Origin of the sequence: Undibacterium sp. Ji22W (assembly GCF_049340305.1) — a bacterium.
Lineage (GTDB): Bacteria > Pseudomonadota > Gammaproteobacteria > Burkholderiales > Burkholderiaceae_D > Undibacterium.
Genome location: NZ_JBMPOU010000003.1, coordinates 1,006,981 through 1,019,355, shown reverse-complemented (window position 1 = coordinate 1,019,355; position 12,375 = coordinate 1,006,981). Strand labels below are relative to the sequence as shown.

13 protein-coding genes are annotated in these 12,375 nt (G+C 46.2%); 5 read left to right on the top strand and 8 right to left on the bottom strand.

Translation table 11 applies throughout. From position 1 onward, the window contains the following. The first annotated feature begins 437 nt into the window (after positions 1–437). Entirely contained in the window at positions 438–1,004 is a 567-nt protein-coding gene (locus ACO0KW_RS16970) for a hypothetical protein (protein ID WP_423054534.1), read from the top strand. Positions 1,005–1,047: 43 nt separating this feature from the next. Here ACO0KW_RS16970 and ACO0KW_RS16965 read toward each other — a convergent pair whose 3' ends face one another. Next, positions 1,048–1,587, bottom strand: coding sequence for a PH domain-containing protein (locus ACO0KW_RS16965; RefSeq protein ID WP_423054532.1), 540 nt, complete (start codon positions 1,585–1,587; stop codon positions 1,048–1,050). Between the two features lie 309 nt (positions 1,588–1,896). On the opposite strand from ACO0KW_RS16965, the gene ACO0KW_RS16960 reads away from it, so the two are divergent. Then, complete coding sequence (locus tag ACO0KW_RS16960; protein WP_423054531.1) at positions 1,897–3,489, top strand: GAF domain-containing protein; 1,593 nt, start codon at positions 1,897–1,899, stop codon at positions 3,487–3,489. Between the two features lie 565 nt (positions 3,490–4,054). Here ACO0KW_RS16960 and ACO0KW_RS16955 read toward each other — a convergent pair. The 4 genes from ACO0KW_RS16955 to ACO0KW_RS16940 all read right to left on the bottom strand — a co-directional run bounded on the left by ACO0KW_RS16955 (position 4,055) and on the right by ACO0KW_RS16940 (position 6,733). Continuing rightward, on the bottom strand, positions 4,055–4,510 hold the full coding sequence (locus tag ACO0KW_RS16955) for a hypothetical protein (protein ID WP_423054530.1): 456 nt from the start codon (positions 4,508–4,510) through the stop codon (positions 4,055–4,057). A gap of 58 nt (positions 4,511–4,568) precedes the next feature. Then, on the bottom strand, positions 4,569–5,249 hold the full coding sequence (locus ACO0KW_RS16950) for a hypothetical protein (RefSeq protein ID WP_423054529.1): 681 nt from the start codon (positions 5,247–5,249) through the stop codon (positions 4,569–4,571). Between the two features lie 87 nt (positions 5,250–5,336). Further along, a complete protein-coding gene (locus ACO0KW_RS16945; protein ID WP_423054528.1) occupies positions 5,337–5,777 on the bottom strand; it encodes a hypothetical protein in 441 nt (146 codons plus the stop codon). A gap of 506 nt (positions 5,778–6,283) precedes the next feature. Next, a complete protein-coding gene (locus ACO0KW_RS16940) occupies positions 6,284–6,733 on the bottom strand; it encodes a hypothetical protein (RefSeq protein WP_423054527.1) in 450 nt (149 codons plus the stop codon). 148 nt (positions 6,734–6,881) lie between these two features. Between ACO0KW_RS16940 and ACO0KW_RS16935 the strand changes: the two genes are divergently transcribed. Together ACO0KW_RS16935 and rsgA are read left to right on the top strand one after the other, a co-directional pair. Further along, on the top strand, positions 6,882–7,871 hold the full coding sequence (locus ACO0KW_RS16935; RefSeq protein ID WP_423054525.1) for an integron integrase: 990 nt from the start codon (positions 6,882–6,884) through the stop codon (positions 7,869–7,871). Positions 7,872–8,414: 543 nt separating this feature from the next. Beyond that, positions 8,415–9,488 carry a ribosome small subunit-dependent GTPase A gene (gene rsgA / locus ACO0KW_RS16930; protein ID WP_423054524.1) on the top strand — a complete coding sequence of 358 codons (1,074 nt, stop codon included), beginning with the start codon at positions 8,415–8,417 and terminating at the stop codon, positions 9,486–9,488. A gap of 143 nt (positions 9,489–9,631) precedes the next feature. Here rsgA and ACO0KW_RS16925 read toward each other — a convergent pair whose 3' ends face one another. Together ACO0KW_RS16925 and ACO0KW_RS16920 are read right to left on the bottom strand one after the other, a co-directional pair. After that, positions 9,632–10,129 (bottom strand): DUF1203 domain-containing protein, encoded by a 498-nt coding sequence (locus tag ACO0KW_RS16925; RefSeq protein ID WP_423054523.1) that lies wholly within the window; start codon positions 10,127–10,129, stop codon positions 9,632–9,634. Positions 10,130–10,494: 365 nt separating this feature from the next. Continuing rightward, positions 10,495–10,686, bottom strand: a complete 192-nt coding sequence (locus tag ACO0KW_RS16920) for a hypothetical protein (protein WP_423054522.1) — start codon at positions 10,684–10,686, stop codon at positions 10,495–10,497. Positions 10,687–10,692: 6 nt separating this feature from the next. Here ACO0KW_RS16920 and ACO0KW_RS16915 point away from each other — a divergent pair, with 6 nt between their 5' ends. Continuing rightward, positions 10,693–11,310 (top strand): DUF3667 domain-containing protein, encoded by a 618-nt coding sequence (locus ACO0KW_RS16915; RefSeq protein WP_423054520.1) that lies wholly within the window; start codon positions 10,693–10,695, stop codon positions 11,308–11,310. 572 nt (positions 11,311–11,882) lie between these two features. Here the strand turns inward: ACO0KW_RS16915 and ACO0KW_RS16910 are convergent. Next, complete coding sequence (locus tag ACO0KW_RS16910; RefSeq protein WP_423054519.1) at positions 11,883–12,167, bottom strand: hypothetical protein; 285 nt, start codon at positions 12,165–12,167, stop codon at positions 11,883–11,885. Positions 12,168–12,375: the final 208 nt, after the last annotated feature.

The window sequence follows — 12,375 nt, the reverse complement described above, 5'->3', positions numbered from 1 at the left end:
TCGCGCCATCGAGCCTAGAATGAGCCTAGAATTGAAAGGACGCACGACGATGGCTCTCCATTTAGAATTAAAACTTCACAATTTTTAGCACGCAAACTAAGAGGATGTTTCCATGCTAATCCCCAGCTTCTGGGCAGAAACCTCAATCAAAACCCGACGAAGAATGAACAAATCACCGTGAGGCGTCTTGGTTGGTCGGAACAAAGCCATGAAGATGCTCAAGGCAATGCTAAAACTCGTGCGCAGGAAGCTTTGGCAGAATAAGACGATAATTCTTGATCAGCTACAAGCACGAACAGCCTCAAGTTTTGACGCAACATGTTTATAGAAACGCCTCATATACCAGTCAAACACTTTTTGTGCATCTTGAGCTGTTTGCATTTCCTATTCAACCTAGGTCAAAATGCAGCACCTCATCTTACGAAACAGAATGCGCTATGAAAAAGATCTTTCTACCACTATTGATCGTGATTGCTGCCCTAGGATCAACGATATTTCTTGCGTATTCGATGCGTATGCAGAGTCTTTCTTTTGCTTGGGCACTCAATTTTCTACTGATGTTTTGGGTGTCTATCTTCACTGAGACTCAGACCAAGGAGCTCACCTCACCCTACTACACAGCAAAGGCATGGGAAAGGGAAGGAAAATTGTATGGCTATTTAGGGATTAATTTATTCAGAAAAATGTTGGTCATCATAGGATGGGAAAAGCTGAATAAAAAATCGAATCCGATCGAGAAAAACGTAAAAGCTTTAGAGCACAATCTTCTCAGAACGAAAAAATCTGAACTCGGTCATCTGATCATTTTTTTGATCGTTCTGGTCGTGAGCGTGGTGGTGGCGGTGAATCGCGGTCTGCGCGATGCGATGTGGTTAATCATCTTCAATGTTCTTTTCAATCTTTATCCCGTTTTACTACAGCGATATAACAGACCCCGAATCGAGCGTGCGCTGCAACTTATTCGAAGAAACGAACAAGGTAAACGATATAGACATGGCGCTTGACCATTCTCAAAGACTCACCTTCCCACCAATTTGCCGGCTACTTTTAGGGTTGAATAATCGCAGTGACTCGACGCCGTTGTCGTTCACGCATAGAGCATTCGCGTAGCGTATCTGCAAGTTCTTCTAAATTTTTAATGCCGTACAGATGCAGTTGCGAATAGCTGGTGTCGGATGATCTGAGTTGTAATATGCAGTAGCCCATCAGGCGCATGCCAAACGGCGACTTCAAGTCAAAATGTTCTATCGTAAAGAGTTCGACGTTATCTTTTACTTTGGAAAAAATGCCACGCTCTAGCTTTACCCTTTGTGTCGTTATTTCATAATGAAGATCACGCGCCTTGAACCAATAGTATAAAAAGCCGATACCCAGTGTCAGTACGACGATGATCCATTGCCACGCGCTAAAAATGGTAGCGGGATGACCGGCAAACAGAATTTTTTCTGCCTCATGCTCCGCATGTATCATGTGCGCCTGTAGATCGGTATTGCAGAAACGGCATTTGATCGCAACTGCTTTAATAGTTTCGCCACAAACTGGACAGTCTTTGGTATCGCGATTGTCGGGAGTATCGTTGGTGCTCATGATGTCTTATTGTCTCTTTGAACTATGCAAAGCGTATAGTCTGCCATAAAGTACGGCCGATAGGTGATTCGCTTGGCAATCACGCTATTGCGGGTTAGCTTGTTTCGCCAACCATGTTGAATCGGTCGGACCTCCTTATTCGTGAGGTAGCACAACTCCGCGAACTGCACAGTAATAATGACTTATTCCAGAATTACGCTAGAATTGGTCACACATTTGGATCGCACGATCCTGCTTTTGCGCCACAATGTAGAGAGCCCAATAACTGGATAGCAGCCCCGACGCTAACGACATGAACAAGGCCAGACAATGAATAATTTTTTGGATTTCCAGATTGATGAACTGGAAGCACGTATTCGCTTCGCAGATGGACTGCAGGCAATCAGCAATAAAATACACGGAGCCAATCGGTTCGACGAGATCTTGCCTGAATTGTCGCGCGACATCTGCGACTTATTTCTGTGCGATCGCCTATCGCTGTATGTGTTGGGCGACGATGCCAAGACCATACGCTCCATCATTACAACTGGCATTAATTCAAGCAAAAGCTTAACTTTGCCCATCAACAAACACAGCATCGCTGGCTTTGTGGCGCAATCAAAAAGCACGATCAATATAGCCGACGTACACGATCAAATTGAACTCGGGCTAATTGACCCCGATTTACGTTTTTGTGACAAAGTAGATCAACTCACTGGCTATTGCAGCACGCAAATGATGGCTGCGCCTATCCTGCAGGTCGATGGCGTTTTGCTCGGCGTCGTTCAATTAGTCAATCATGTCACACACAAGGCATTTGCCAGTTTTGCGCACGAGGGCTTGACGAGTTTGTGCACGATTATGGCGATCGCCTTACGGCAACGTCGTAAGTTGTTGCAACATGAACTTAGCAAAGTGCGACAAGAGTCGATTTCTCACTCGCAAGACGATGGAGCGAACAACCGTCGCGGTTTTGCCAAACAGTTACAAAACCTGAGCAACCGTATTCACGCCACGCAGCTCATCGAAGACATCATGCTGGAATTAGCCCCTGATATTTGTGCCCTATTCGCCTGTAGCCGTCTAACATTGTATGCAGTGAGCGCCGATGGGAAGACTATCTTTTCTAAGATAAAGACAGGAATACATTCAAGCAAGGATTTGAGCTTGCCTATCGGTTCTCAAAGTATCGCGGGAAACGTCGCGCTCAACAAGCTAGGGGTGCGCATCAATAATGTCTATGACGCGGAGGAGTTAAATCAGCTTCAACGCGGCCTGGTTTTTTGTCGCAAGATTGATGAAATTACTGGTTACACATCGCGCCAAATGATGGTGCAACCGATACTCGATAACGAACATGGCGCGCTATTAGGCGTCATCCAACTCATCAATGACCGCGAAGGTGGTGAGTTTTCGGCACTAGCCGAAGAAGGATTGTGTGACTTATGCGAGGCACTCGCGATCGCGTTCGCTCAACGACTAAGGGCACCGCCGTTGCGCTCAAAATACGATGCGCTGATTGCCGATGGTGCGGTATCCAGTGCGGAACTTGATATGGCCATCGCGTGGGCGCGCCGACATCAGATTGACATCGAAACTGTCTTGATCGAGGAATTTAAACTTAGTCTCGCTGCCCTCGGACGTGCGCTAGCGCGTCATTATTGCGTGCCTTACGAAGCATATCGCACAGGACTGACGATACCGACGGAACTACTTTGCGGCCGACCTCGCAGCTTTTTTGAAAAATACGAATTTCTGCCTTTGGAGAAGGATCACTTCGGCGTAGCAATCGTGTGCTTAAATCCAGGAATGGTCGAAAAATACGGCATGATTCGGCGTCTATATCCTTACAATCAGGCGCTGTTTCGGATCACGAGCTCACGTGAGTTTCATCTCTTTTTGGATCATGTCTGGCCAACATGACGACTATCGACAAAGGGATGCTACTTCCGTCCGACGTTTGAAGCTTCACTGAAAAAAGCGTGACATCTAGTCGGCTTTGTGACGCATGCTGGTGAACCAAAGCTGCAATATGCTGGTCTATGGAACACAAGAACTCGGTATCGAACATCCGCAGAATGTTGTGATTGATTATCGCCATTCTCAACTGCGAAGAGTTAGACGCACTGCACTCATATTACTAATATTTAAAACCGAATAATTTATTATTCAATAGCCAGTTGCAATCTCAGGCGTTGGCTCGCAAATATCGCAAAGCTCTTCGTCCGAAGAATGGCACTTAAAGAACCCGATTTGAAGCTTGGAGAAGAAGCTGTGCAGTTCGCAACCCTCGCGGACACCAGCTGAAGAAAGCTCTGTACGAGCCACATCTCTCGCCGTACGCAAGACCTGCCCCTTTTGCATCAGAACCAGACTTCTGAGTGACTCCGGAACGGCGAAGGTTTGTGAGGATATGGGCGCTAACGCTGAAATGACAGGCGCAAATTTGCGCCCTTGTCGATTGTTGAGTTAATCATTTCGTTCCTTGTTACTCCGTTAACACATGAATATAGAGGTGACAAGGATCGACTGAGCTTACAACTAGATAGATGTTATCAATTGTCGGTTGTTTCGTCACAAAGTGCGAACCGCGATTCGTAATCAAATATACAGATCGATCGTGATTTTGCATGATATGTGTAACCACACCACGAAGAATTAATTTTTTCGCCTCTTCCCAAGTTACCTCATACGGTTTTTTGTTTACAGTGACAGGCCAATCACTCGCTTTAAGTTCCTTTTGCCGCTCTTGCCAGAGAAATTCATCCACAAATAAGTTTGGCGAACGCTTTAAATTATCGCGCTTTGCTTTCTGCTCCGCGTTTGTTGGCTGAGTCAAATTCAATCTATCACTTTGGCATTCAAGATACTCGAGTTTTGATTGTGCATATACATCTGTTGAATATGACAGCGCCAAGCTGGCTAAGAAAACTGTAATTTTCATGATGATTAACGTCTAGGTGATCGGAACGCGACCACCGCAAATATATAAAAATGAAGCTTCATTCGCGATCCCGATCCACCGCTATGTTAGCTCGCAACTCGATGACGATGCTTGGAAAATCCTCTTGCGCTTTATCACGACGTGCCGCTAGCGCGCCTTGGTCTGGGAGACGCTTAACCAATTTGAAGGAAACGTGGCCTAAGACCAAAACCAACCCTCCGGCAAGGAAGTTCTTAAACGCCGCGAATACAATGGCGATCCCGAGAGTAATCAATGTGACCATTAATGGCGCTCTATCCAGCCAACGTTCTCTGGACGTGCTAGCCACTTGAATAGCTTGATTGACGACTTCGTCGGGGATGTCGGTTCGATACGCTGTGAAAGCATAATTACCTTCAGGGATGACTACATCGTCGCGAATGAGAGGATTTGGTGTGAACTCTCGGAAGGTCGATTCAACTCCGCCAAACGCAACGCGGCCATTCAAAGAGCTGAACTTGCCTGTCAACTTATCTTCCGTTAGACAGTACTCCATGACCTTTTCTGGAGGTGACTCATCGACGTACAAGTGCAAAAGGTAACCACCATCCGCACCTGTCGGAAGACGAATAAGATGCTTACTCGTTTCAAGGTCATCAAGCCCTTTTTCGTTTAGTGGACGAGATTGAGGAATCGCCTCAGTGTCGAACAAAGCCATTTCAGCAACGTCGGTCCCAGCAGAAAGTCGATAGTTGGTCATGTAAGCTAACGCAACGGTGAGCGGATGGCCGCACACGGATAAATAAAATACTGAGCCGCATCGCGGCCAGTCCGATCGACCATCCTGTTAAGCGTCATTATTTGGCCTGTAGTGATTGTGTAGTGCTTCTCCCGAACTCTTTAGGTAATGATCGAAGAACTCCTCAAGGCTATCCGCTACCAATATAGGGGCTTTTTCGTCGAAGTGATCGACATATACCGCACTTGTATTGTCAAGTTTCGCTTTGGCACGATAGCACCATGACGAGATAAGGTAGTCAGCGAAGAGCACTCCGAATTCGGAGGGCTCAATATTTTCAGCCAAGATTTCATCCATCGACCAGTGCCGCCAAAGGTCACCCGTCATGTTCTCCATACCGCCCATCAACGAATACAGATAAAGGATATCCGATGTGGCTACTGCATTAAGACGCGCAAATGTCTCACTTACGACACTAGCGCTAACAGGCGGCAAGGGTGCAACATTTTCTTTAGTCCATTGAGTGACGAGTATTTCTAATGAACGCATAGCTTGATTGTGGCAGGGTTATTGGACGCTTAACGTCAGAGGTGACGGGGTCGCCGCCACGGAAAATATAAATCAAAGTGAAGCGGTCATCGGCGATTCCCCGACGACCGCCCTGTTAAGTCGGGTTGGCTGTGCCGAAGCTATCACCTACGAGTGCTACGAAAAAACTAAACGTCCAAGATGCGGACGTATTGAACCGCTCGAATTCTACTTCACTTCTGCGCCAAAAAACACGGTTGGTGCGATTCGTGTGTCAGCCCCAGATTCACTTCTGAAACTCCGCGCCTCCTCAGTAATCACTGCGCTTGCGCAACCACTAGCTGCCGCAAATGACCATCTCCAAACCAGCAGGAAGCACCCAGCCCAGATTAGCCAAAACCACCCCAAGAAAAGAGACTTAACGCTGAGATGAAGGGATCGCCTTCGTGGATAAAAATAGAACTGAAATTTTCATTTGCGATTCCCTATCGATTGTCCAGTTAGTCCATAAGACAACGGTCGACGATTCACTTTTCTTCCCCTAATAGCGCCAAAATATCTTTGGTTAGCTTGTCGCCTTCGAGTTCTTTGCTGAGCTGCTTCGATGGTCGAATTTCACCATTCTCCTCGTAACCAACAACGAGAAATTCTTGTCCTATTTTAGCGCTGAAATCGAAAACACCTTCACAACTTGTGCCCTTTGCCGAACCCTGCACACCTATCGCAATAACAACATCACGCGCTTGTCCACGCCACCATCTGCTCACTTGAAAGCTAATTTTCTGAGTTGAAATTGATGAACTAGAGGACGGTATTGGATCAATTGAAATAACTTTTCCTAGGAAGACAACCTGTCCGGGCTCTCGACTCGCAAGAAAAACTTTCAAGTCATAACCTTTTGGTGCGAGCTTGCAAGCAATCGCCTCTTTAGCGAGTAGCGCTAGGATTAGCACGAGAAATATGGAAAGTCGTTGCATGATTTTAAGGACTAACGTGTTTTCCGCGACCGTTCGTCGAATAAAACCGACACAGTTCGCATAAAAAGTTTAAAAAATATTCTTAAAACCCTTTTGTAGTAAGGTTTTTCATAGATATACTGTATATTTAATCAGTATTAAATTTTCTATGAAAACCGTCACTACAATCCCTTTGCATTCTACCAAGCTTCTGGATCGAGTCAAGGAAGCAATTCGATATAAGCACTATAGTGCCAGCACTGAACAAGTGTATGTGTATTGGTGTCGTTCGTATATTCGCTTTCATCAACTTAGGCATCCAAAAGACATGGGATCGGTAGAGGTGACAGCGTTTTTGAGTTATCTCGCCAATGAGAAAGGAGTGTCGGCATCGACGCATAAACAAGCACTCGCTGCACTGCTATTTTTATACAAACATGTTCTTCGCATTGATCTGCCTTGGCTCAATGCGATTGGTACGCCTCGTGCGAGTCATCGCTTGCCGATCGTGCTGTCTAAGGAAGATATAAGCACATTGTTTTCTCATTTGTCTGACGTGCATTTGTTGTTGGCGACGCTGTTATACGGTACAGGGATGAGACTCAATGAAGCGCTTAACTTGCGCGTCAAAGATCTGGATTTTCCGAATCAGACTATTACCGTGAGAGAGGGCAAAGGGAAGAAGGATCGCAGTTTAATGCTGCCAGTTGCGCTGTTGGATTTGCTCAATGCGCAGCTGGCGTTTGCCAATAGCATTTGGGCCAAAGATCGTGCCGGTAATGTAGCCGAGGTCGCTTTGCCCGCGAACATCGCTCGTCTCTATCCGACGGCGGGGCAAACTTGGCCTTGGTATTGGGTCTTTCCACAGGCACGCTATACGATAGATGCGGCATCCGGCAGGAACGTTCGCGAGCATTTGACTGATCGCAGTTTTCAACGTGCTTTTACGACTGCAAAAGTACGGGCCGGCATCAACTTAGCCGCTACGCCACATACCTTACGCCACTCGTTTGCCACCCATCTGCTGCAATCTGGCTGCGATATTCGTACGATTCAAGAACTGTTGGGACACGCTGACCTGAGCACCACGATGATTTACACACATGTAGGCAGCATTCATGGCAATACTCGCAGTCCTTTGGATAGTCTCTACAAATAAGCTCGTTGGCTACCCTTTGTTTTGCCGTTTTTGCCTGATAGACAAACTGCATCTCCCCTCACCGTGATGCATTCCTAGGTTTTTAAAAGCGCTAGTCCAAACGTGGAGGCAGCTTGCAACTGCATGGCGCTTTTCCATGCAATAGAATGGCTCATTTTAAATGCAACTTGTTGACTCATTTGATGCCAATACTCACAGAAATTTTTACACAGACATGTTGCAAGAATCTGCCCGCTACTTGACGCTGTGCGGCGCTACTGCCAAACTCTCAACTCTATCAATGTCCAAAGGAGAATAAGCATGAAAACTAAAGATATAGCCCTCCTGTCGGCTGCTTGATCTATCTCCAACGCCACCCACGTCATCTTCTAGCTCTATTTGAGTTTTTAAAATATTATCGCTAGTGTGTTGATGCGCGTCTGATCTCGCGCCGACTTCCATTTTCTTTTATTCGTTCCTACACGTCGTGGTATTGCCACGTCTGCAGGATTACTTTGCGCTTCTACAAAACTTGCGCAGCTTGAATTTGGATAAACACATCTCATGATCAATTTTGATTTCGCTTCACTACGCCTGATCGGCCTAAGCCCTGCTATCGCCAACCAACTACATGCGCTGGCAGCCAACTTTACTGAAGACACCACGTTGCAAGCAGCACGCATTTCCGAAATACACCGCGAAAGTCTAGTGCTACACAATGGCCATATCAGTTTGCAAGCACGCGCCCTGCCACGTCTCTTGCATGATCTGGCAGCCGATGAACTAAGCCTCGCTGTGGGTGACTGGGGTTTACTCAGTGGCACTGCAGATACGAACTACCAACTCATCGCCCGCATGCCTGCCCTAACTCACTTAGCGCGACGCGATAATGAAGGACGATTGCAAGCGCTAGCCAGCAATATCGACACAGCCTTGCTCGTGATGGGACTGGACAATGACTTTAACCTGCGAAGGCTAGAACGATATCTGGCGCTAGTACAGGCCGCAGGCGTGACTCCGGTTGTGCTATTGACCAAGGCCGATATGCATGCGCATGCCGCAGCGCGCGAAGCAGAGGTAGTACAACGTCTTTCTGCCAGCGTTCCCGTATTTGCCATTAACGGACTAAGCACTAGCACTGCGGAACTGCTGTCGCCATGGATGTCCGCAGGGCAAACCCTGATTTTACTGGGCTCGTCGGGCGCTGGAAAATCCACACTGACTAATACTCTGGCAAGCAGTCGGCAAGCGACAGGCTCCGTGCGCGCTGGCGACAATCGGGGTCATCACACCACCACCGCGCGTACACTGCACCAATGCCCAAGTGGTGCCTGCATTATTGACACGCCAGGCTTACGTAGCTTGCAACTCAATCTGGATGAAGGAGCACTGAGCGCGAGCTTTGCTGATATTGATGCCTTAACGGGTCTTTGCCAATTCCGTGACTGTAGCCATCAAAGCGAACCAGGTTGCGCCGTCCGCGCCGCCATAGATGAAGACAGGCTCAAGAACTACCAGAAACTATTACGCGAAACCCGCCGCAACCAACAATCGCCACTAGATAAAATTGCAGTCAGATCGAAATGGAAAGTATTGATGCGCTCTGTTAAGGAAAGGGATAAATTAAAACGAAGTTAGAAACCGACGCATCGCGAATAGACGCTTGTCAGCTATTCCATCAATCATAATAAGGAACCCTGAGGCCGCGACTGATATTCAAAATCTGTTTTGTCGTTTATGACAGTCGTGAGGATATCGGTCGCGACCCGAACTTGCGTGTGTTAGGTAGAAAAATTGACGGCACGTTCGATACGACAGCCATAACAACCGTAAGCAGCGAAGCGTGCTAAGACAAAAGTAATTTCATCGCGCGCAAAGAAACACGTTAAATCCGACTCGAATTGCTCATGTGAAGAAAGACAAGCGTCGACAATACGTTCTTCTTGTGAGTACGCTCGCAGTACAAACTGTTGAGCAAAATAAGGATTTTCCTGCGACGCGGGAAAACTTGTCACGGGTCCATTTATTAAATCAGTATTAGCGAGAACAAAAACCGGTCCGTATTCTCTGTACGGACCCGCTAATTCAAAAGGACAGTAGCTAGCGAGTATCAATTCTTCACCCGGGTTCGCACGTCGGAGTACGTCGCGACAAGGTTCACCGCCATGTGCAATCAGGCGCACTACCGTTTGATTTAAATCATCAATCTTGTGTTCGCGCACACGTTGAAGGAAGTCCATTCGGATAGGAATAATTTGGTAAAAAGAATTGATTGACATAGTCGAGTAAATTTTTTTTGAGGGAACTTGTATCTTAAGCCTAGTCACTTCCCAAACATGGTTGAAATCGGACATGTAATTTACTCAAAGTCACACGTGAGACTTCGTGCTCACTAAATTGAAGCTGACGATGCAAACTGGCACGACATGATCATTTAGGCGCATATGACAAAAAATGTGAACAACTCAAGCTGTTACCACGGAAATATCTTATCGCGATTGGCGCCTGAATTGACATCCTCATCGACAATCTCATTGACAATCTCATCAACAATCTCATTGCACTAAGGCTCAATCGCATTCTTTGAGCGCTGTAGATGAACTGGACTAGTCGAAACTATTTTTGACGCTCAATAAAAAATACATCACACTTCACTATGTGGCTCGCATTGCATCTCAATTTCGCGCCCGAAGATCCTTGGCCCATAGCGGCGAAGTCCGCTCATTTTTTTCACAAGCAACTGAATATGAACTGTAAAAACTGCACGAGTAAAATTCATGGCAACTATTGCGCTCAATGCGGCAATGCTAGTCAGCTCAAAAGAATTGACGGTCATTTTATTTTGCATGAGATCGAACATGTTTTGCATTTTGAGAAAGGGCTCTTTTTCACGATTAGAGAATTGTTGCTTCGTCCCGGAAAATGCGTCAGGGAATACATTTCTGAAAATCGTAGCCGGTTGGTCAAACCAATCATATTTATTATCGTCACTTCCTTAATTTATACACTGGCAGAACACTTCTTTCATATAGAAAAAGGTTATTTCAAAATCAGTGATAGCACCTCACCCACCTTTGATGCAATTTCAAACTGGGTGCACAGTCACTATGGCTACGCCAATATTATTATGGGATTTTTCATCGCTTGTTGGCTGAGAATTTTTTTTAGAAAGCACGATGTGAATTTCTTTGAAATCTCCATTTTGCTTTCTTTTGTGATGGGGATCGGTATGCTTTTTCTCGCTCTCGCAGCAGTCTTAAATGGCGTCACGGGATTGAAGCTCATGCCTGTATTTAGTCTGATCACACTCATTTATCTGTCTTGGTCAATCGGTCAATTTTTTGATCCAAGAAAGCTGGCAAGCTTATTAAAAGCAGGCGCCGCGTATGCCTTGGGTTTTGCGACCTTTAGCGCCAGTACATGGGTGCTAGGTCTTGGATATGATGCGATGATGCGATGAAACGCAACCAGTTCCGCTTGAAACTCGCCTCACCAAAAGTAAAGCATTAGCCTTGTCGGTTGCGGTAATTCATCAGGGTAAGCTGGCCTAGAGTGCCGCGTGGGGAAACTTAACGCAAGGCGGTAGCTTCGGGCGGTGGCTACACGGTGCTCGAAATCACCTTGCAAGATCGCTTTGCGATGCCGTTTGATCAGTTGATGCAAAGTTGGGTGCTAACACCTTTCAGTATGAAGCGAGCTGAATTTACCCAGCTATACCAACGGCATATTTCGCCTTCGTTGCACGCGGTCACACCACACAAGGCAAAATGATTACGGGCGGTTGGCACAATCATCCAGAACAAGCTGCTGCAGGTTTGTGGGTCCCCCCCACTGAAATGGCGAATTTCTTGATCGAGTTACGTCAAGCTTAAGAAAATGAAGATCACAATGAAATCATGGACTTCATTGTGCTCTTCCCAATTCACACTGTTCACTGCTTTTAAATTCACTTAGCTTGATAACGCTCGCGCTGCAATTATCTACCGCAACAGCGCGACGACACCCGTACTACTCAACATAACAAGGCCTAGATTAGCTTTGCGTCGTTGGTGCAATCCAGTGGTAAAAATCGATATTTTGACCTTCTTGACAGGCGTATGATTGTGCAACGCCGTCGAGCGAGACGGATGCGGCAAAATGTTTGGTATTCCCTTTCGATGGATCTTGCCCCATCGTTGAGTTGTTAATGTTAACAATTCCTTGTGTAGCATTGATCGCGCTTTGTAAGGCCGCTTTTACATCGATTGCCTGTGTCGAATTTTCATTACCACCTGCTAAAGCACCGTAGACCGCGAAGTTGACTGTTAAAGCTGACATGATTTTTCCTTTTGAGTAAAAGTAGAACACCACCTCAATTGAATTGAGCAGTGTGATTGGCAGGTTTGCCGATAACACTTTTCGCAAGTTCTATGCCACCCCATAAATGATCATTATTCCAAAAATAAGGCGTCAAATTCCATCCAAAAGGAATTTCACTCAAGCTTCACATGTAAATTTTACATTTGAAATTTAATACAATTAAATT

What these genes read in the sequence shown, in the direction of transcription:
- rsgA (WP_423054524.1), top strand. Translation starts at nt 8,415, where the DNA reads ATGATCAATTTTGATTTCGCTTCACTACGCCTGATCGGCCTAAGCCCT.
- ACO0KW_RS16935 (WP_423054525.1), top strand. Translation starts at nt 6,882, where the DNA reads ATGAAAACCGTCACTACAATCCCTTTGCATTCTACCAAGCTTCTGGAT.
- ACO0KW_RS16950 (WP_423054529.1), bottom strand. Translation starts at nt 5,249, where the DNA reads ATGACCAACTATCGACTTTCTGCTGGGACCGACGTTGCTGAAATGGCT.
- ACO0KW_RS16910 (WP_423054519.1), bottom strand. Translation starts at nt 12,167, where the DNA reads ATGTCAGCTTTAACAGTCAACTTCGCGGTCTACGGTGCTTTAGCAGGT.
- ACO0KW_RS16925 (WP_423054523.1), bottom strand. Translation starts at nt 10,129, where the DNA reads ATGTCAATCAATTCTTTTTACCAAATTATTCCTATCCGAATGGACTTC.
- ACO0KW_RS16970 (WP_423054534.1), top strand. Translation starts at nt 438, where the DNA reads ATGAAAAAGATCTTTCTACCACTATTGATCGTGATTGCTGCCCTAGGA.
- ACO0KW_RS16955 (WP_423054530.1), bottom strand. Translation starts at nt 4,510, where the DNA reads ATGAAAATTACAGTTTTCTTAGCCAGCTTGGCGCTGTCATATTCAACA.
- ACO0KW_RS16920 (WP_423054522.1), bottom strand. Translation starts at nt 10,686, where the DNA reads ATGACCGTCAATTCTTTTGAGCTGACTAGCATTGCCGCATTGAGCGCA.
- ACO0KW_RS16945 (WP_423054528.1), bottom strand. Translation starts at nt 5,777, where the DNA reads ATGCGTTCATTAGAAATACTCGTCACTCAATGGACTAAAGAAAATGTT.
- ACO0KW_RS16960 (WP_423054531.1), top strand. Translation starts at nt 1,897, where the DNA reads ATGAATAATTTTTTGGATTTCCAGATTGATGAACTGGAAGCACGTATT.
- ACO0KW_RS16965 (WP_423054532.1), bottom strand. Translation starts at nt 1,587, where the DNA reads ATGAGCACCAACGATACTCCCGACAATCGCGATACCAAAGACTGTCCA.
- ACO0KW_RS16940 (WP_423054527.1), bottom strand. Translation starts at nt 6,733, where the DNA reads ATGCAACGACTTTCCATATTTCTCGTGCTAATCCTAGCGCTACTCGCT.